This is a genomic window from Massiliimicrobium timonense (assembly GCF_002160865.1).
Lineage (GTDB): Bacteria > Bacillota_I > Bacilli_A > Erysipelotrichales > Coprobacillaceae > Allocoprobacillus.
On record NZ_NFLJ01000025.1, the window covers coordinates 1 to 21554 of the forward strand.

Below are 21554 nucleotides of genomic sequence, written 5' to 3' on the forward strand. Positions count from 1 at the left end.
TCTTTTTTCCTATCTTTATTGACGTGTTTACTGTTCAGTTTTCAATGTCCCTGTCGCCCTCTCTCGAGTGCTCATCTATAATACCATCTATCCCTTACCTTTGCAAGTCTTTTTTTCATTTTTTTTCGTTTTTTTATCCCTCTTTTTTCAAAAATTCTATTTTTTATTGATTTTATCAATGTTTTTTTGTTATTTTTTTAAAAAAGGATATCTATTTCAAACAAATATCCTTTACAAATAGATTCTTTTACTTTTTATAATGAACAGCTGCACTTATTGCAGATATTAATGTTGCACGTAATTGTCCTTTTTCTAAAGCTTCAACACCACAGATTGTTGAACCACCAGGCGAACAAACTTGATCTTTTAAAACACCGGGATGCTGTTGTGTTTTTTGTTGCATTATCGCTGCCCCTGCCAAAGTCTGTGATGCCAACTGATAAGCTAATGCTCTTGGCACACCCTCTTTAACTGCACCATCAGCTAATGCTTCAATCATCATATAAACAAACGCTGGTCCACAACCACTTAATGTTCCTGCTGTTGCCATCAAATGTGACGGTACAACTTCAACACAGCCAATTGCTTCAAACATTTTTCTTACGAATTCAAATTCTTCTTTTTTAAGTGAATGAGGTTCTTCAATCAACGACATCCCTTGCTCTACTTGTACCGGCGTATTTGGCATAACAAAAATATGTCTTGTTGAATCATCCAATAATTGCTGATATTTTTCAAAATCATAACCTAAAACAATGGAAATCAGTGCTTTTTCCTTCAACTGTTCCTTATAAGGAATTAAAATCGATTCAACAACCTGTGGTTTAACACCTACAAATACAAACGCACTTTGATTGATAATCTGAGCGATATCCCTAGCCGTTTCAATACCCATCATATTCATTTTTTGAACCATCTTTATATCAATATCATATCCTATACAATCATATGGTTTTAAAAAACCAGATTGAATGATACCTTGTGCAATAGCTCCTGCCATATTACCAAAACCAATAAAACCTATTTTTTTCATCTTAACCTCCAAATAAAGAAAAGCTAACACATCTGTTAGCTTATAATTTTCTATTTCTTAAAAATGCTGGTACATCATCATCGTCATCATCTTCATACATTGATGGTTTCACAACGGATTCAAATGAAGATGTCTGTTTAACTGGTGCAGGTTCTTCTTCATCTTCAAATCCAGTCGCAATAACAGTTACAATAACTTGATCATCTAATTGTTCATTAATAGCAACACCTAAAACAGTATTGACATCATTACCTACCGCTTCTCTAATTGTTGCAAGAGCCGTATTTGCATCATATAAAGTAATATTTGTTCCACCAGTAACATTAACAATTGCGTCTTTTGCACCTGCAATAGACACATCTAATAATGGTGATGAAATAGCACGCATAGCAGCTTCTTCTGCTTTATTTTCACCATCACTCATACCAATACCAATAAGTGCAGAACCACGATCTTTCATAACTGATGAAACATCAGCAAAGTCAAGATTAATAAAAGCAGGAATAGCAATCAAATCAGTAATTGTCTGTACCCCTTGTCTTAATACATTGTCTGCTTCTCTAAATGCTTCACCCATTGGTTTACGACCAATAGCTTCTAATAAACGATCATTAGAAACAACAATAATAGAATCCACATTTTCTCTTAATTCAGCCAAACCACTTTTAGCCTGTCTTAAAACTTTAGGTCCCTCAAAAGTAAAAGGCGATGTAACAACTCCAACCGTTAAAGCACCTAATTCACGTGAAATTTTCGCAACAACAGGTGCCGCTCCCGTTCCTGTTCCGCCTCCCATTCCAGCAGCAATGAAAACCATATTAGCTCCAGATAAAGCTGTTTTAATTTCTTCTTCCGTTTCTAAAGCAGCCTTACGTCCAACTTCTGGATTACCACCTGCCCCTAAACCATGAGTCAATTCTTTACCTAAAACAATCTTATTTTCAATATCAATCCCTTTTAAAATTTGAGCATCAGTATTAGCTACATAGAAATCAACACCTTTGACTCCATCTTTTGCCATTCTTGCAACTGCATTGCAGCCACCACCACCAACACCAATGACTTTAATTTTCGCAACTTGAACAAAATCTAAATTCCCATCCATATTTCTATCCTCACTTTTATATTAATCTTCTTCACTAAATAAATTTTCAATTACTTTCGTCAATTTTCCCTTTTTCTTTGTATCTGAACTATAAGCAGTCTTTGTTTTCGTTAATCCTTTAAAACGAATACTCATCGTATTAGAAATATCTGGCAAAACGAGTGACGAATCTATTTGTCCAAAAATTTTCAAACGATCATTCAGATAATACATCATACCAAGACAAGAAACAAATGACATATCACGTGCTCCAATGGTATCAGGGCGATAGGTTCTGACAGCACTATTTAAAACTTGTGTTGCAACCTCATCAATAGCCGGTAATTCTCCCCCGCCACCAACAATCACTGTTTCATAACTTCTACCGTCATTAATGACTTCTATTTTTGTCTTAATGACTTCCATAATCTCCTGAACACCTTCAGATAAGACATGCGCCAAATCTTTTTGAGTAAAATGCTTTTCCACATCATTTTGACTTGTTGTATGTATAACATCTTCATCTCCAATACGAAGATCACATGTTCCATATTTCACTTTATATAACTCCGCCTTATCCATAGGAATTTGCCATGATGTTGCTATTTTTCTTGTCAAATCATAACCACCCACATGAGCCTGTGCAATATATTTTAAATAACCATCTTCAAAAAAAGCAATCGTTGAATTACGATATCCAACATCAATTAAAATTGCCCCTTCTTGAAGATAAACATCATCAAATGCTTCCTTTGCACAAGCATAAGCATTAATTGTAATATCTAAAACTTCCACCCCAGCTTTTTCAACAGCGTTAATATAACCATATAATAACTTCTTTCTTGAAGTAATAACTAATGATTCCACTTTCAATGATGCTGATTTTTCACCAATTGGAATATCTTTCATTGATTTCGTATCCAAATAAAACATTGCTGGAATGACAGAAATAATTTCCTCATCTTCTTTTAAAGCAAAACGTTTGGAAAGTTTTAAAGCACGAACAATGTCCTCACTTGTAATTTGATCCAAAGGAGAATTAACTTTTGTAATCCCATCACTTTGATAGATATGGGCATGAAAAGACGGTATACATAAAGCCACTTTTGAAATCATTGCTCCCAGAGATTTTGATGCTTCATCAATAAGCTGTTTAATTTCACTGACAACAACAGGCATGTTTTCAATTTGACCTTTACGAATTCCATGACTAGTGATTTTCTTGGCAAAAAGCACATTAATATTTGCACTTACAACCTCACCAACAAGCAATTTAACCGTTGCACTTCCTATATCTAATACAGCATAGATATTCTTCATATACGCTTCTCCTTCAAAAAAATACTTCTTTACTATTGTAGCATAATTTTAATCATAAGAAAATATATAAATGACGAAAAAGAACTCATCAAGACAAAAAATAATGCATTTTAAAAATGCATTATTCACAATCTTTCATATAAACATAATTTCCCTCAAAACTAAAGACACATTTATTTTTAAATGCTTCTTTATTTGCCACATAATCATATCTATTATTGAGTTGATCAGCCATATCCTCAATACGTAAATATAAGATTTTTCCATCATCCATAATAAATTTCAAACGCGTTTCATCAGCTTTTTGAGGATCATACAAAATATCACTCGTCTGACTTTTAACAATTTCTGGAATCTTCACATATTCTTTAGCAAACTGCTTTAATAATTTTAAATCTTTAAATTGCGTTATACGTGGTGTTGCCTGCAACGAGGTAATTAAATCTTGATCTTTCGTTTCACTGACATTACCCAATTCATCAATAACATATGTCTTTTTACCAATAACACAATAAGCGACCTTTTGAGCCTCCTCTATTTCAATACGGACGGACCCTAGTAACGATTTGGTAACTCTCACCTTTTTAATAAATGGTAATTGTGAAATTTCATCTTCAACATGACCTGTATTGACAAACAAAAGCACATCTCCTTTATGAACAGAAATGGTATCCAAAATTTCTTCTTTTGAAACTTCCTGCTGTCCTTCAATCACAATAGTTTGCACACGGGAATAATCACTTATAAAATATCCTGCAACTAGCAACAACAACAAAAGAACAATAACAATTTTAATTTTACGTTTTAATTTTTTCTTCTTTCTATTTTTTCTTAAAAGCTGAGTCTGATTTTCATCATGTTCATTAAAATAGTATTGTTCTTTAGCCATATCTTTCACCTACTCCCAATTAATTAAAATAACCTCTTTTTCCAGTTCCACACCGAAACGATTAAATACCGTTTTTTCAACCAATAAAATCAAATCCAATATATCTTTGGCACTGGCATAGCCATTATTCACAATAAAATTAGAATGTTTAGGTGAAACCTGTGCTCCACCAATTTCATAGCCTCTTAACTGGCATTCATCAATATACTGCCAAGCAGGTTTTTCATCAGGATTTCTAAAAATACTTCCAGCACTGGCAAAATTCCAAGGCTGTGTTGCCATACGTTTTTCTTTACGTTTATCTAAAACCTGCATAATATCTTTAGGATCACGTGATGTCATCGTAAAAGTTGCTTCTATCAATACCCAATCTTTATGTTTTTGTAAGATGGACTGACGATAATTAAATTGCATCTGCTCACGATTTAATGTCATAAGCTCACCTTTTTCATTCAATATCAAAGCCGATGTAAAAACATCACTTATACAATACTTGTAAGCTCCAGCATTCATATAAACGCCTCCACCAATCGTTCCTGGAATACCACCCATAAATTCAAAACCTGATAGTCCCACTTTAGCAGCTTCATATGCCAGATAAATCATACTGACTCCTGCTTGAGCTCGTATTTCCACACCATTAAAATGGACTTTATTTAAATTCTTTAATGAAAAGATAACCCCTTCATATTCTTTATCAGAAAACAACAAATCTGATCCTCTCCCAATAACCATATGTTTAACCTGGTGTTCACGGCAATATTGTATTCCTCTTTTTAACGCTTCAATATTTTCAATATAAATAAATAATCTGGCAGGACCTCCTACTTTAAATGTTGTATGTTTATATAAAGGTTCATTTTCTAAAATTTCACCCAACTGTAAATCAACTAAATCATAAAATATATTTTCAAAATCCATGCTTATTTCCTTTCTAGTGTTTTCAAAATTTCTTGATATATATCTTCACAAGCATGTGGTTTTCCTAATTGACATGCATGAGCCTTGAATGATTGCAATAATGCCTGATCTTTTAATAATTCTCTAACCTCTTTTACAAATCTTTCGGCACTGAGGTCTTTTTCTAAAATCATACGTGCCGCTTTCGCATTCACTAATTCCATAGCATTATATTCCTGATGATTTTTAACGACATAAGGACTTGGAATAATAATAGAAGCCGCACCTAAAGCCGTAATTTCAGCTAAAGTTGTTGCTCCAGCACGTGATACAATAATATCACAGCTGGAAATCAGACTAGGCATATCATCAATATAACTAACAAGATGAATAGAATCTTGAAGATCACCTAATTCATTTTTCATCTCATCATAATAATTTTTTCCAGTGACATAAATCACATCATAATCATCATATTGCATTTGACGTAATGCTTCTTTCATCACACGATTAACAGATGATGATCCCAAGCTTCCCATCACAATCACAACTGTCTGACGATGAGGAGGAATCTGATAAAGATCATGAATATCTTTCAGTTTTTGATGAGCAACAACACTTGCTCGAGGATTCCCCAATAAAACAGTTTTATCACTTGGGAATTCATTATACGCTTTTTCATAACAACATACAATCTTATTCACTTTTTTTATTAAAACTTTATTTGTTAACCCAATAATTGAATTCTGTTCATGAATCATTGTTGGAATTTTAAGTTGGGATGCCGCCATGACAATGGAAGCACTTGGATAACCACCAAAACCAATCACAATATCCGGTTGAAATTCTTTTAAAATCTGTTTTGACTTTTTTAAAGATTTGATAAAAATGAAAGCATTTTTTAATTTTTGAATTGGATTTCCTACTAATCCTTTAACAGCTAATCCACGATATTCATAACCTAATTGTGGAACAACCTGTGATTCTAAACGATCTGTTGTTCCAACAAACAAAAATTCTGCATCTTGATCTTGTGTTTTTATATATTCAACAAGGGCTAAAGCAGGATACAAATGTCCACCTGTTCCCCCTGCACTCACAATTATTTTCATCTCTCACCACTCCTAGTTCTCATTATAACACATCCCGACAAGATTTCGAGATATTAATTAAAATTCCTATACTCATTAATGTAATAACTAAACTTGTGCCACCATAGGACATTAATGGTAAGGTTACACCTGTAACAGGAAAAAGTCCGACAACTACGCCTAAATTAATGAGTGTTTGAATACCCATCATCGAAGTTATACCAATCATCAAAAAACTTCCAAATAAATCCGGAACGTTCTGACTGATTTTCAACATCGTTTTCAACAAACTCGTATAGAGTCCTATTAAAATAATACCCCCTAAAAAACCAAATTCTTCAGCAACAATTGCAAAAATAAAATCTGTCTGTGGTTCAGGTAAATAAAAATGTTTTTGTATACTCTTATCAAAGCCAACACCTAAAAGTCCTCCCGGTCCAATTGCATATAAAGCCTGAATTGCCTGAAAACCACTTCCTAATGGATCTTGAAATGGATTTAAAAAAGAAAGAATACGCTCCATACGATAGGGAGCCGATAAAATCATCACAACAATTCCTATCACACCAATAATACCTAAACCAACAAAATAACGAAATGGAAAAGGTGACACAATCATCATCACAATAATACCACATGCCATAACAATACCACTACCAAAATCCGGCTGTAACATAATGAGTAAAAAGCCTAACCCCATTATCAATAATATCTTAAAACTATAACGAATTTTTTTCATCTGATAATAATGTTTTTCAATATATACCGCTGTATAAATAATTATTCCTATTTTAAACAATTCACTTGGCTGTAATGCAAAAAAACCTAAATGAAACCAGCTGCGACTACCGCCTCTGACAACACCAATTCCCGGGATTAAAACAAGAATCAATAATACAAAACAAATCATTAAAATCAAACGATAATATTTTTTATACAAATGATAATCAATACGTGATGTCACAAACATAGCTATAAACCCTAAACAGGCAAAAATAACCTGTCTTTTGATATAATAAAAAGCATCATCATACTTATAAAATGCCCAGATATGTGAAGAAGTATAAACACTTATTAAACCAATCATAACAATGATCACAGTTAAAGCAACAATTTTCTTTGTTTTCACGGTGACACCCCCATCATTTCACTATATGAAAAGAAGCATCAAAAAAGAAGATACACCAACGTATCTTCTCACTTACTTAAAATCATGAACAATCTCTTTAAAAACCTTTCCTCTTTCCTCATAGCCACTAAATTCATCATATGAACTTGTTGAAGGTGACAACAAAACAATATCCCCCTCTTTAGCAATTTCCTTGGCTTTCATCACAGCATCTTTCATATGATCCACAACATATGTTTGAGGACAGTGCATTTCTTTTGCAAATCTTTCCTTAGCTTCACCAAAACAAATTAATGACGAAATACAAGATTGATAAGTTGACATCTCAGATAAATCCAACCCTTTTTCATGACCACCCATCAATAAAATCACAGGCTGATCAAAAGCCTTCAAAGCAATAATAGCAGCATCTGTATTCGTTGCTTTAGAATCATTATAATATTTCACACCTTGATATTCTCTTACAAATTCTATGCGATGTTCAACTCCCTGAAAAGCAGCTAAACCTTGATGAATATCTTCCAGTGACACATGACTTAAAGCACAGGCAATAATCGCAATCATCATATTTTGAATATTATGTTTTCCAACAATCTTGATTTCATTTAAATCAATCACATGCTTTCCCTGATAATAAATAGCCTGATTTTGAATCATACAATCTGCTTCTTTGCTTAACGAAAAAGTCACTCTTTTAGCAGATACTGGATATTTTGTTAAATAAGATTGTAAAATGTCATCATCTAAATTTTCAATAAAATAATCATCCTCTGTCTGATTCATATAAATACGTGTCTTTGATGTATAATATTCATCTAAAGAAGCCATATAATCTAAATGATCAGGTGTTAAATTAATAATCGTAGAAATATGCGGATGAAACTTAGCAATATCTAGCAACTGAAAATTAGACATCTCCAAAACAATATCATACCCACTATGATTCATGAGCTGATTCTTTAATACTAACGAAGAATATGGAGTTCCTACATTCCCTGCCAGACAAACCTCGTGTTTTGCCTGTCTTAAAATCGCATCAATTAATGTGACTGTTGTTGTTTTTCCATTTGTTCCTGTAACCGCAATATAATTTTGCATTTGAGCCACTTGATAAGCCAGTTCAATTTCAGTGTAAACAGGAATTCCTCTTTCTTTTAATCTCAAAACAAAAGGTTTATGATAATTAATACCCGGATTTTTGACCACAAAATCAAAATCTCTTTCAAACAATTCATCAGGGTGTCCCCCCACAATCATTTCAATACCTCTTGCCAGATATTCATCATAACAATCAATATGATCCTTTGCTGCAAATTCATTCACTGTAATCGTGGCATGCATTGCATCAAGCAGTTCAACTGCAGCCCTGCCACTTTTAGCCAATCCTAAAACTAAGACTTTTTTCCCTTTTAACATATTACATAACTCCTAAGACAATCCCAATAATTCCACAAATAAACCCTAAAAACCAAAAAGAAATCACAACTTGCTGTTCCGTCCATCCCAGCATTTCAAAATGATGATGAATTGGTGCCATCTTAAATACACGTTTTCCTCTTGTTTTAAAGGATACAACTTGAATGATAACAGATAGTGTTTCAACTAAGAAAACCCCACCAATTAAAATAAACAATAATTCTTGACGTGTTAAAACAGCTAAAGCTGCTAAAAAACCACCAAGCGCTAACGATCCTGTATCACCCATAAATATACGTGCTGGATGATAATTAAAGCACATAAATCCAAGCAATGTTCCAACGACTGCCATAGCATAAATAGCAATTTCATAATCTTTATTCATAATCGCAAAAATAACAAAAACAGAGATAGCTATCATAGATAGTCCTGTTGCCAGACCATCCAACCCATCTGTTAAATTTACAGCATTGCTGCCAGCAGTAAACATAAAATACACAAGAATAGGATAAAACCATCCTATATCTACTTCAATATGTAATAAAGGAATGGAAATAGCAGTATCAAATTGAGGAATAAAGACTTTCGCCAAAATATAAAATGCGATAGCAACCACAGATTGTAAAGCATATTTATATAATGGCTTTAAACCATCATTTGTCTTTCTCACAACAATCAAATAATCATCAATAAATCCTACTAGTCCAAATCCTAAAAAAGCAAATGTCAATAAATGAATATACGGATTTTTTAATGAAGTCATATTCAAAATATAAACAACAATGATTGCACATAAAATAAAAACAGTTCCCCCCATTGTTGGGGTACCACCTTTGGCTTTATGTGATTGTAGTCCTTCTTCTCTTTCAACCTGTCCAAACTTCAATTTCTTCAAATAACGGATCGCTTTAGGCATCACTGCCACAACAACAATAAAGCTCACAAGAAAATTCAAAACAATTTTTAAAAAGACCATATTAAACATAATAAGACTCCTTTACCTCTTTTATCTTTTACAATATACCATATTTTTCATACAATAACAACAATCAAAAAGAAGCCATCTTTATTTATAATTATCATTATTTATTGACTTAATATTTTTTTATTATTTTCTTTATCTTCAATCCATTTTCTATATAATGTTGTCTAGGAGTGAGAAAAAAATGAAAAAAGCCTTTAGCAATGAATTATATGTAGAACTACAATCAAAACATATCCAAGAAAGAATTGAACAATTCGACAACAAGCTTTATTTAGAGTTTGGTGGTAAACTTTTTGACGATACCCATGCTTCACGTGTTTTACCCGGTTTTGAACCCGACAGCAAACTCAAAATGTTATTAACTTTAAAAGATAAAGTAGAAGTCATCATCGCTGTTTGTGCAAAAGATTTGGAAAGACATAAAATGAGAAGGGATTTAGGCATTTCTTATGATGATGAAGTGATACGATTAATCAATGAATATGAACATGTCGGTTTATATGTTGGAAGTGTAACAATCACACAATATCAACATCAAAACTCAGCTGATACCTTTAAAACCAAATTAGAAAAACGTGGTATTAAAGTCTTTATGCAATACCCTATTGAAAACTATCCTCATAATGTTGATCATATTATTTCTCCAGAAGGTTTTGGTAAAAATGATTATATTATCACAACGAAACCTTTGGTCGTGGTGACAGCACCGGGTCCCGGTTCAGGAAAAATGGCAACATGTCTATCACAGTTATATCATGAACATTTACATGGTATTCGTGCTGGATATGCAAAATTTGAAACTTTCCCAATCTGGAACTTGCCTTTAAAACATCCCGTGAACTTAGCATACGAAGCTGCTACAATTGATCTCAATGATGTCAATATGATTGATCCATTCCACCTTGAAAAATATGGTGAAACAACCGTTAACTATAATCGTGATATTGAAATCTTCCCTGTATTAAATACAATGTTTAAAAAAATCTTTGGTGAATCTCCTTATGCTTCTCCTACTGATATGGGTGTCAACATGGCAGGCTATTCCATCATTGATAATGAAGCCGCTAAAGATGCCAGCTGCCGTGAAATTGTTCGTCGTTATTACCACGCTCAAGTAGATTATCTGATGGGAAAAATCAATGATCAGTCATTAGAAAAAATGCAAATGCTGCTCTCTCAAGCAGGGGTAGATGCAAAAAATCGTAAATGTGCCATTGTAGCTAGAGAAGTAGCACAAACACGTCAGGGTCCTGTCTGTGCAATCGAATTAAATGATGGACATTTAATCAGTGGAAAGACATCATCATTATTACGTGCATCAAGTGCTGCTATGTTGAATGCATTAAAATATCTGGCTGGAATTGAACAGGACATTGAATTGATTTCACCAACGATGTTACATTCTATTCTTTCTTTAAAAAATGATTACTTAAATATGAAAACACCTCTTTTGGATATTGATGAAGTCTTACTGACATTAACAATTGCTTCAGCTCAAGATCAAAATGCAAAAAAATGTCTGGAAGCTCTCCCTTTATTGAAAGATTGTGAAATTCATTCAACTGTCATTTTAAGTAATAAAGATACGGAAACATTAAGAAAATTGAATATGAATTTAACTTGTGATCCTAAGCATGCAACAGCTTAGGATTTTTTTATTAAAAAAACCTCTATTGAGGTTTTTGAGTCATATATGAATATTCTTTTGCGACACTTTGATACAACTGAGAGAATGTATAATTGACATTATGTTGTGTTAAAACAGCTTTATAAGGAATAAAAGGAATTCCTTTCAAACGAAATAACTGCAATAATAATTCAAGTTGATTATCTTTTTGAAGGGCAAAAAATACAAATGGTTCCTGCATCATTGTAAGAATAGATGATTGAGATTGTCTTTGATATCCCTCTAAATGTAGTAAGTATCCCATTGTCTGATGAATATCATGAGGATCAATTTCATCTATGGCAATATCCAAATCCTTTCCAATACTTTGTATTTTTGATTTGATGTATTCTGGTAAACGATAAACTAAAATAGTATCTTTCATATAAAATCCTTTCTTTTTATTGTTGTAAATCTCCTAATTCTGTTTCAATTTTTTCATTAGCCATCAACTGATCAATGTAATCACTAGCCTGTTGAATAGATAATTCATGAGGAATAATAACGGATGCATTCATACCCAGTGAATAACAAGGCATGGAAGCACTGTCTCCTGTAATTTGATAAGATTGAATATCCCAATCAGGCATATCTGATAGCTGCATAGAAACTAAAGCATTCATCTCATCACTCAGCATATTTGTTTCTATACTCTGGCTAACAGTATCTAAAACATCTGAAAAAGAAGTTAAAATAGCTGGTGAACAGACCTTTTTGACAATTGCTGAAATCATACGCTGCTGATTTCTTCCTCTAGCGAAATCTCCATCAATAAATGATTTTCTTTCTCTTACAAAAGCTAAAGCCTGTTTTGCATTCAAATGATTTTCTCCCTCTTGAATATGATACCCACCAATCTTCGTCGTAAACGCCTCTGATGAATTCACCGTAATACCACCTAAAGCATCTACAATATCCATAAAAGACGTAAAGTTCATACGAACATAATAATTAATATCTTGATCAATGATATCGGCCAAAGTATCAATACTCTCCTGTAAGCCATACATACCAGTATGCGTAAATTTATCATATTGACCATTACGATGTAGTGGATAATAAATATCACGAGGAATACTAATAAGTAAAATCTGTTGTGTCACAGGATTAATACCAACCAGCATATTGACATCACTACGTGAAACAGTCGTTAAATCACCATATTCGTCATTTCCACTGACATAAACCAAAAAAGGTTTTTGCGTCACATCGACACTTTTTGCATTCACAGCTGCTTCATCACGTTTAACTTGATAAATAACACGTGTTTCTTCATTAAAATGCTCTTTTTCCTGTTCAACTAGACTTCTAAAAGCTTCATCTAAAATAATTGCATCCACATCTTTTTGATAAAGTTTTGTGACTAACTGATGGAAATCAGAGGAATCATCCAAAGATATCTTTCCCACCTCAGCTTCAATTTGATCAACTGTATAATCCATCGTTGATTCATCTACATATGATACATGTGAAAGCAAATGATCTGGCAATTGATGTTCATTTTTAATAACAGAATCTTTTAAGACAATCACAGAAATAGCACGTGTCTGAAATTGTTCTTCAGCTAATAAATCAACAACCTGTCCTGTCTTATAAATATAAAACGAACCTACAGCCATCAAACAACTTAATAACAAACTTAAAAATTGTGTCAATAAAGAACGTTTACTTCCTTTTTTCTTATAGAAAATCAAAAAATATTCTCCAACCATTAAAATAACCAGAACAACTGCTGTGGCTATCAAATACTTCATAGGTACAAATTGAATAAAATACATTGTTGATAGTAAAACAATGGACATTAAAAACTGAATACTATATACAATACGACGTAAATATTTATTATCTATTTTTTTCATAACGACACATCCTTTTTGTTAGAGTATCATATTTTGACATTTTTCGCAATGAGTTGTATCCATTGACATTTGCATTTATCCAAAAAATCATGTAAAATATTTCCCTATACAAATCCAAAGGGGTGATGATATGAACGTGAATACAATCTTAAATTATGTTGATCTACGTGGTGATTTACTCACGACACAATTTCCTTATAATGAAATAGATGCCTTAATTTTCAGTGAACTGGCTTATGTCAATTTAGATCAGATTATTGAACCCTTACATCAACCTCCTTTATGGCTGGTCTATCAAAAATATGTCCAAAGGAATCAATCATTATCTGATCAGGAACTTCAAAAAATTCAGATTCCCAGTCATGAACTTTTTGAAAAAATGGCTTCCGCTCCCCGTTATCAAAACATTCGTATTCTTGATTATGTTAATGATGTCAATAAAGAACTTGTCAAACAATTTTCAGCATTGGCTTTATTATTAGAAGACGGACGTATTGTGATTGCCTTTCGAGGAACAGATGATTCATTAATTGGATGGCATGAAGATTTTTTGATGTTATGTGAAAAAACTGTTCCTGCTCAAGAATCATCAGTGCATTTTGTAGAACATATCGCTAAACTCTCAATACCATCTTCACTTCTTGTTGATTTAAAAAATCCTTTTATAGATGCTTCATTATGGCAACGTTTCAAAAAACATTTTCAATATCAAAAACGACGTCCACTCTGGCTGGTCGGGCATTCCAAAGGAGGAAATCTCGCTATTTACGCTGCTTGTTTTTGTCAGACAAATGCTCAAAAACGCATTTTTCAGGTTGATAACTTTGATGGTCCGGGATTCCATGACGAGATTTTAAAATCATCTGCTTATCGTCAAATGTTGCCTTACATTCATAGTTACATTCCTCATTATTCTTTTTTTGGCATTGTTTTAGGACATGAAGAAAACTATACAGTTGTCAAGAGTCATGAAACAGGAATGATGCAGCATAATGCTTTTTCATGGCAGCTTCAGGCCCATCATTTTGAAGTCGATGAACTATCATATGAAAGTGTACAGTTTGCAATTAAAGTCATTCTCTTTTTAGAAAAATTAAGTTTAGAAGAAAAACATCAGTTTGTTGAAGCTATGTTCTCTCTTTTTGATCGTTTAAATATCTATAATTTTTCTGATTTATCACATATTTCCTACAAACATATTATGAGTGCCATCAAAGAAATCACCTTATTAAAACCAAAAACACGCAACATGCTTTTAGAAGTCTTACATATGCTTTGGTTAGAAGCCAAAAAAATAAAGAAAGGATAGCTTCCTTTCTTTTCTTATAAGTCATCTTCAATGGCCGCTGATTTTGCATAAGCTGTTGATTTTGCTTCAAAAAAATCTGTTTTAATCAGATTCGCCTGACTATATAAACTTACCCATTGCATTGATTCTGGTTCTTTATCATAACCTTCAAACAAAGGTTCAAAATTTAAAGATGTCGCACGTAAATTTCCCAAGTAATGAATATAATCACTGACCATCGTCATTGTTAAACCTTCAATACGATCACCCAATACATACTGTGCCCACGCTATTTCTTCTTCTACACCACGAAGAATCATACCACGATAAACCTCTTTTAATTCATCTGTAAAAAGCTGTGGTTCTTCTTTCTGGAGTTCTAAAATGATATTTCTAAATAACCAGAGATGTGTATTTTCATCACGATTAATATAACGAATTTCCTGTGTTGATCCGGGCATTTTTCCCATACGACCTAAATTATAAAAGAACATAAACCCACTATAAAAATAAATACCTTCTAAAATATAATTCGCCATTAACGTTTTCATCAGATGAAAAGAATCTGGACTATCAATAAAAGCATTGTACTGTTCACCAATAAACTGATTACGTTTGAGTAAATGCTCATCATATTTCCATTGATAAAGAATTTCATCACGCTTTGCTGGGGAGCAAATTGTATCTAACATATAACTATAACTTTGTGAATGAACAGCTTCTTGAAATGCTTGAATCGTTAAACAGAGATTAATTTCATTTGCTGTTATATATTCACCAATATGTGGTAAGTTGGCTGTTTGTAAAGAATCCAAGAAAACAAGAAAAGATAAAATTTTATCATAAGCTGTTCTTTCTTCATCCTTCAACAAACGATAATCTTTTATATCCTGTAAAAGATTAATTTCTTCTGGAATCCAGAAATTATTCATTGCTTGACGATACCAGTCATGAACCCACTGATATTTCATATGATTAAAATCATTTAAATTCGTCGTATTCCCATTAATCATACGACGTTTTTGCACATCAATATCTCCCTTTTCATTAAACAATGCTTTTGTTTTTAATTCCATATTTCCTCCTTATGCACTGCATGATTCACATTCTTCAATCTCTAGAGATTGACTTCTCACATAATAAAGCGTCTTAACATGACACTCACTTGCTAAAATATATAAATCCAAAAGTTTTCTAAAAGTAAAATCCTGTGTCATATAAATATTCACAGACTGTGACTGGTCAATATGACGCTGACGAATACCTGCCGCTTGAACAATCCAGTTTTGGTCCATATAATGAGCATTTTTATAAAGCCAGAACGTTTTTGGATTCAAATCTGGAGCTACACGACGCATCATGCTACCTTTCTTTTCTTCAATAAAAAATTTCTTCATGATAGGATCAACTGCCGCCGTTGTGCCAGCAATGATAGATGTAGATGACGTTGGAGCAATTGCCAAACAATATCCATTACGTAACCCATACTGATGAATGTCCTTCTGTAATTTTTGCCACATTGAAGAATGATAATGACGCTTTTGAAAATAAAGTCCGGTATCATAATCACTCCCTTGAAAATAAGCATAACTTCCCTTTTCTCTAGCCAGTTGACAAGATGCTTCTAATGTGTAGTAATTGATTTTTTCATATAACTGATCAACAAACTGTAAATGTTGTTCACTTTCAAAGGGAATGCCTTTTAAACTCAATAAATGATGATAACCACTTGTTCCTAAACCTATGGCTCGATATTGATGGTTCGTTATTTTGGCATAAGGCAATGGATAATAGTTTAAATCAATGACATTGTCTAAAGCTCTCACTGTTGTTTGAATAACATGTTGTAGTTCCTGTTCATCATCTACATTGATTCTTCCTAATGTCAACGAAGCCAGATTACATACCACAAAATCACCTGGTTTTGTCTTTTCAACAACAATACTTTCTCCATTGACTTCAACAATTTCTTTCCCTAAAAATGTCATAGCTTTCATATTTTGAGCAATTTCAGTACATAAATTACTACAATAAATCATTCCTTGATGATGATTAGGATTCATTTCATTGACTTCATCACGATTAAAAGCAAAAGGTGTTCCCGTTTCCACAAGTGAACGAATAATCAACCTCACAACTTCCTTAACACTCATAACTCTTTTAGAAATACGTGGATCTTGAACACATTCGTCATAACGTTGTTCCCATTCTTGACCATAACTATCTTCAAGGTGATAGCCCTTCACTTCATAAATTTCATGAGGGCACATCATATACCATGAAGCATCAAGATTTTCCTTAGCCAATTTCCAAAATAAACGTGGAAAACAAACTGCCGGAAAAATATCATGAGCTTTCATACGATCATCTCCATTATTTGTTCTGATCTGTAAAAATTCTGGTAAATCTTTATGCCAGACATCTAGATAAACAGCGACAGCTCCTTGTCTGACACCTAACTGATCTACAGCAATCGCTGTATCATTAACAAGCTTCAACCAGCGTACAATTCCTCCAGCAGCTCCCTTATAGCCACGAATAGAGCTTCCATTTGCACGGACTTTTCCAAAATATAAGCCCATACCTCCACCATATTTAGAAACTTGAGCAAAATGATCTAAACTTTGATAAATACCTTCCAAAGAATCTTCCACAACATCAATAAAACATGAACTCATCTGATGGAATGGCTTTCTGGCATTCGCCATTGTTGGTGTTGCCATAGTTATTTTTAAAGTACTTAATACATCGTAGAACTGTTTAGCCCATTGCACACGTTTTTTTTCTTTTATAGCAAGATGCATCGCTATGCCCATAAACATTTCCTGAGGTGTTTCTAATATCTGATGATGATAATCATGAATCAGATAACGTTTATATAAAAGATCAAGCCCACTATGATTAAAGAATTCATCACGTTCATCATCAATATAGGTCTCTAATTCTTGAATATCTTGTTTATTGTAATGTTCTAAAATATAAGCTCCATAATATCCTTCTTGAGTCAAATATTTGATTTTATCATAAAAAGTCAAAAGATGAAGCTTTTGTATATGACTTTCTACTTGTTGATGAATATCAAAAGCCAAAAATCTTCCCGCAATCATCTCCCATTGAGGTTCTTCGACACTAATCATTTCATCACTAACTAAAATAAAGATTTCTATGGCTTCATGAAGCGTCATTGATTCATGATAATAAGCCATCCATTTGTCATAAAGACGTTTGAAATGATCATTATCTTGAAAAAAGTCCTGATTCATTTTTTCTAAAGTAGATTGAAATTTTGAATCATGAAAAGTTTGATCAAAAAATTTAATGATTTGTTCATTTGTATTCATTATCTTCACATCCTTGTAGGCATTCTAACATAGCGAAAAAACTTTTGACTACTGATATGCCCATAAAAATGATGACATCATATGATTAGCTTTTTTTAAAAATCTATGATAAGATAATGCTCTAATGGAGGTTAATATGTTACATATACTAGAACATTCTTTACATGATTTAATACCAATGATTCCTTTTTTATTTTTAACTTATTTATTAATGGAATACATTGAACATAAAAATAATCAGAGATTTGAAACATTTTTAATACGTGCTCAAAAATTAGGACCTTTGATTGGAAGCTTTTTAGGCATTATTCCTCAATGTGGATTTTCAGTTATTGCCAGTGGATTATATATGAACCAAAGCATCAGCTTAGGGACATTATTAGCTGTTTTTATTGCGACAAGCGATGATGCAATTCCCATCCTGATTGCCCAGCCCCAACAATCACAGACGCTTTTAATGATTATTATTTTAAAAATCATTGTTGCGATGATAATTGGTTATCTTGTTGATGGATTGGTTCATTCCCATCATCTACGCCAAAACCATAGTCTACATGATGTTCATGAACATTGTCATGAAGAAGAACATGGTCATGGTATTGTCTATTTAGCATTGATTCATACTGTTAAAATTTTTATCTTTGTCTTTATTGTCAACTTTGCCTTAACATGGCTGATGGAAGAAGTTGGCAGTCAGACATTGAATTATTTATTTGTTCATGGTTCTTTATTCCAACCCGTTTTAACAGCCTTAGCTGGATTTATTCCTAATTGTGCCGCCAGTGTTATTCTTTCTCAGCTTTATCTTGACAATGTCTTAAGTTTTGGGGCTTTATTTGCTGGATTAATGACCAGTGCAGGATTAGGTATACTCGTTTTATGGCGCATGTATGATAATAAAAAAGATATTTTGAGAATTATGTTTATTATGCTTATCAGTGCCACACTGGTGGGTATGCTTTTACAGGTATTTTAAAAAACGCATCATCGTGCGTTTTTTATTTTTTATATTTATTGACATCTTCCAATAAAAATTCATGACTTTGCGGTTGTTTTCTTTGAAATTCCTGAAAACCATGTTGTGCCATTGCTTCCACTTCTAAAGCCAGTTCACGTGAAGACATACGACGAGCACCTCGTCCAATCACAATAGATTGTTCTAAAGCATCCGATGTTGCGACAACAACACGATATTCACTGGCAAGTTGATGCGTCACACGTTCAATATACATATCCGCTGTCTGGGCTTCTTTTGTATAGACGACATGAACATTATGACGTTTTTCCTGATGTCCCAGATTTTGTTTCACTTGATAAGCATCAAACACAATAATTAATACGCATTGTTTATACCCTTGATAATTTGCTAAAATATCAATCAAACGTTCACGAGCAACTGCTAAATGCGTCTTTGCAAGTTCTTTGAGTTCAGGCCACGAATGAATCACATTATATCCATCCACAAGCAGACATTCTGGTTTCATCTGTACCTGCATAGAAGCTTCATAAGCAGGTGTTCGATAATAATCATCAGCCAGGCGACGTTTCACAGGTCCATAAGTTCGTTCAAAAATAGCATCCAGTTCTTCATCTTCATTTTGATATGATTTGAATTCTTGAGATATATTCTGACTTTTTTTGCTTTTTGTATATTGATAAGGAAGATGCATATAGTTTTCAACATCCTGCCACTTGACATAAAAACCAGCTCCATGTTGACAAAATACAGAACCTGTTGGATATTTTTGATCTGTTTCACTATCATAATGTTTGTCTTGAATGACTTCAGTAGAATTATGACAAGGAAAATATCCCTTTAATGAACAAGTCATACGACCTTTTCCTTTTGTCAAAGCGATGATTTCCTGTTGATAATCTTGTAGACACGCAACAGGTCCTTGCCCATATAAATCAATTCTATCTCCATTGTCTTCCATTGTCACTTTTGTCTGTTTCTTTTCCATATCATAAAGAACACGACTTAAGGCTTCTTTAGGAATTTGAATATGAATATCATAATAAGGTTCTAAAAGAATCGATTCTCCTCGCTTTAAACCATGACGAATCGCACGATAGGTTGCTTCACGAAAATCTCCACCTTCGGTATGTTTTTGATGGGCCTTTCCAGCCAGTAAAGTGATTTTCATATCTGTTACTGGTGCTCCTGTTAAAACTCCACGATGTTCAATTTCTTGAAAATGTGTCATAATCAAACGTTGATAATGCAAGGGCAAAGTATCCGTTGAACACTGACTTTCAAAAACAAGACCACTGCCACTCTCTAATGGTTCCAGCAAGACATGAACTTCTGCATAATGACATAAAGGTTCAAAATGTCCCACACCTTCAATTGGCTTGGCAATCGTTTCTTTGTATAAAATCTCACCATGATCAAAATGAACATCTTCATGAAATCTCTCACGAATCATATTTTGTAAAATCTCAATCTGAATTTCTCCCATTAATTGAATATAAATATCTTGTGTTTCAGGCATATAAGAAATATGTAAAGTCGGATCTTCCTGAGCTAAAATCTGTAATTTTTGCATCATCACATGTCGATCCGTTTGTGGTGATAAGACCATACGATAATTCATATAAGGAACCATTACTGGCTGTATCGTTGTCTGATGATTGAAAGTCATACCCGGTAAAAATGCTTTTAATCCTTTCAAAGCCACAACATCTCCAGCTTTGGCTGTCATCATTAAGGTATATTTTTCACCATTATAAAGACGAATCTGATCGACTTTTTCATTTCCAATCACTTCTTTGACATGAATGGAACCACCTGTTAATTTAACATGTGTCAAACATTGTCCTTGTTCATGAGTGACTTTAAAAACAAAACCATCTAATGTATCAGGATAAACTTTTTCTAAAGTATATTGATCTAACATATCAAGAAATGTTTCAACCCCTTGATTTTTAAGGGCAGAGCCAAAGAAAACAGGAAAGATTTGTCTTTGTTGAATACTTTCTTGAATATGTTGAAGTGAAATCTTTTGATTTGTCATATATTCTTCTAATAATGTATCATTGACTAACGCTATATTTTCAAAAAGCTGATTTTCTGGTAAAGAAAAATCAATACAATGATCATGATATTTTTGCGTTAATTCTAAAAGAAGTTCTTCTTGATGATAAGTTGTCTGATCCATTTTATTGACAAAAATAAACGTTGGTACATGATAATGCGCAAGTAATTGCCAAATTGTTTCACTATGTGATTGAATTCCATCCATCCCATTCACAACAATAATAGCATAATCTAATATTTGTAATGTTCTTTCCATTTCGGCTGAAAAATCAGCGTGTCCAGGTGTATCCATCAAAAGAAATTGCGTATTCTTCCACTCGAAATAAGCCTGTTTAGAAAAAATCGTAATGCCACGATGACGTTCTTGTGCATCATAATCTAAAAAAGTATCTTGATGATCTACACGCCCTAATTGACGAATCTGCCCTGAAAGATATAACATGCATTCACAAAGCGTTGTTTTTCCAGCATCAACATGTGCTAATATACCAATCACTGTCTTTTTCATATTGA

17 protein-coding genes are annotated in these 21554 nt (G+C 33.1%); 3 read left to right on the forward strand and 14 right to left on the reverse strand.

What is annotated here, in order from left to right; all coding sequences use genetic code 11:
* Window positions 1-247 precede the first annotated feature (247 nt).
* The 9 genes from proC to mraY all read right to left on the reverse strand — a co-directional run bounded on the left by proC (window position 248) and on the right by mraY (window position 9847).
* Window positions 248-1033 carry a pyrroline-5-carboxylate reductase gene (proC, locus tag B5E75_RS08990; protein ID WP_087358518.1) on the reverse strand — a complete coding sequence of 262 codons (786 nt, stop codon included), beginning with the start codon at window positions 1031-1033 and terminating at the stop codon, window positions 248-250.
* A gap of 40 nt (window positions 1034-1073) precedes the next feature.
* Complete coding sequence (ftsZ, locus tag B5E75_RS08995; RefSeq protein ID WP_087358520.1) at window positions 1074-2138, reverse strand: cell division protein FtsZ; 1065 nt, start codon at window positions 2136-2138, stop codon at window positions 1074-1076.
* Between the two features lie 21 nt (window positions 2139-2159).
* Entirely contained in the window at window positions 2160-3437 is a 1278-nt protein-coding gene (gene ftsA, locus B5E75_RS09000) for a cell division protein FtsA (protein ID WP_087358522.1), read from the reverse strand.
* Between the two features lie 121 nt (window positions 3438-3558).
* On the reverse strand, window positions 3559-4326 hold the full coding sequence (locus B5E75_RS09005; protein WP_087358524.1) for a cell division protein FtsQ/DivIB: 768 nt from the start codon (window positions 4324-4326) through the stop codon (window positions 3559-3561).
* 9 nt (window positions 4327-4335) lie between these two features.
* Entirely contained in the window at window positions 4336-5247 is a 912-nt protein-coding gene (murB, locus tag B5E75_RS09010; RefSeq protein ID WP_087358526.1) for a UDP-N-acetylmuramate dehydrogenase, read from the reverse strand.
* Window positions 5248-5249: 2 nt separating this feature from the next.
* Window positions 5250-6338, reverse strand: coding sequence for an undecaprenyldiphospho-muramoylpentapeptide beta-N-acetylglucosaminyltransferase (gene murG, locus B5E75_RS09015; protein WP_087358528.1), 1089 nt, complete (start codon window positions 6336-6338; stop codon window positions 5250-5252).
* A gap of 22 nt (window positions 6339-6360) precedes the next feature.
* On the reverse strand, window positions 6361-7446 hold the full coding sequence (gene ftsW / locus B5E75_RS09020; protein WP_087358530.1) for a putative lipid II flippase FtsW: 1086 nt from the start codon (window positions 7444-7446) through the stop codon (window positions 6361-6363).
* 72 nt (window positions 7447-7518) lie between these two features.
* Entirely contained in the window at window positions 7519-8862 is a 1344-nt protein-coding gene (murD, locus tag B5E75_RS09025; RefSeq protein WP_087358532.1) for a UDP-N-acetylmuramoyl-L-alanine--D-glutamate ligase, read from the reverse strand.
* Window position 8863: 1 nt separating this feature from the next.
* Window positions 8864-9847, reverse strand: coding sequence for a phospho-N-acetylmuramoyl-pentapeptide-transferase (gene mraY, locus B5E75_RS09030; protein ID WP_087358534.1), 984 nt, complete (start codon window positions 9845-9847; stop codon window positions 8864-8866).
* A gap of 181 nt (window positions 9848-10028) precedes the next feature.
* Here mraY and B5E75_RS09035 point away from each other — a divergent pair, with 181 nt between their 5' ends.
* Complete coding sequence (locus B5E75_RS09035; RefSeq protein ID WP_087358536.1) at window positions 10029-11495, forward strand: DUF1846 domain-containing protein; 1467 nt, start codon at window positions 10029-10031, stop codon at window positions 11493-11495.
* A gap of 22 nt (window positions 11496-11517) precedes the next feature.
* Here the strand turns inward: B5E75_RS09035 and B5E75_RS09040 are convergent, their stop codons facing one another.
* Window positions 11518-11898, reverse strand: coding sequence for a DUF3783 domain-containing protein (locus tag B5E75_RS09040; RefSeq protein WP_087358538.1), 381 nt, complete (start codon window positions 11896-11898; stop codon window positions 11518-11520).
* Window positions 11899-11914: 16 nt separating this feature from the next.
* Window positions 11915-13372 (reverse strand): LCP family protein, encoded by a 1458-nt coding sequence (locus B5E75_RS09045; RefSeq protein WP_087358540.1) that lies wholly within the window; start codon window positions 13370-13372, stop codon window positions 11915-11917.
* A 130-nt stretch (window positions 13373-13502) separates the two neighbouring features.
* Between B5E75_RS09045 and B5E75_RS09050 the strand changes: the two genes are divergently transcribed.
* A complete protein-coding gene (locus B5E75_RS09050) occupies window positions 13503-14681 on the forward strand; it encodes an Mbeg1-like protein (RefSeq protein WP_087358542.1) in 1179 nt (392 codons plus the stop codon).
* 14 nt (window positions 14682-14695) lie between these two features.
* Here the strand turns inward: B5E75_RS09050 and B5E75_RS09055 are convergent, their stop codons facing one another.
* Both B5E75_RS09055 and B5E75_RS09060 read right to left on the reverse strand, forming a co-directional pair.
* The gene (locus B5E75_RS09055) at window positions 14696-15736 is read right to left on the reverse strand and encodes a ribonucleotide-diphosphate reductase subunit beta (protein WP_087358544.1); all 1041 of its coding nucleotides are present in this window, start codon (window positions 15734-15736) and stop codon (window positions 14696-14698) included.
* A gap of 9 nt (window positions 15737-15745) precedes the next feature.
* The gene (locus B5E75_RS09060) at window positions 15746-18001 is read right to left on the reverse strand and encodes a ribonucleoside-diphosphate reductase subunit alpha (protein ID WP_087358546.1); all 2256 of its coding nucleotides are present in this window, start codon (window positions 17999-18001) and stop codon (window positions 15746-15748) included.
* 136 nt (window positions 18002-18137) lie between these two features.
* Between B5E75_RS09060 and B5E75_RS09065 the strand changes: the two genes are divergently transcribed.
* Entirely contained in the window at window positions 18138-18977 is an 840-nt protein-coding gene (locus B5E75_RS09065; RefSeq protein ID WP_087358548.1) for a putative manganese transporter, read from the forward strand.
* A 22-nt stretch (window positions 18978-18999) separates the two neighbouring features.
* Here the strand turns inward: B5E75_RS09065 and B5E75_RS09070 are convergent, their stop codons facing one another.
* Entirely contained in the window at window positions 19000-21549 is a 2550-nt protein-coding gene (locus B5E75_RS09070; RefSeq protein WP_087358550.1) for a translation factor GTPase family protein, read from the reverse strand.
* Window positions 21550-21554 lie beyond the last annotated feature (5 nt).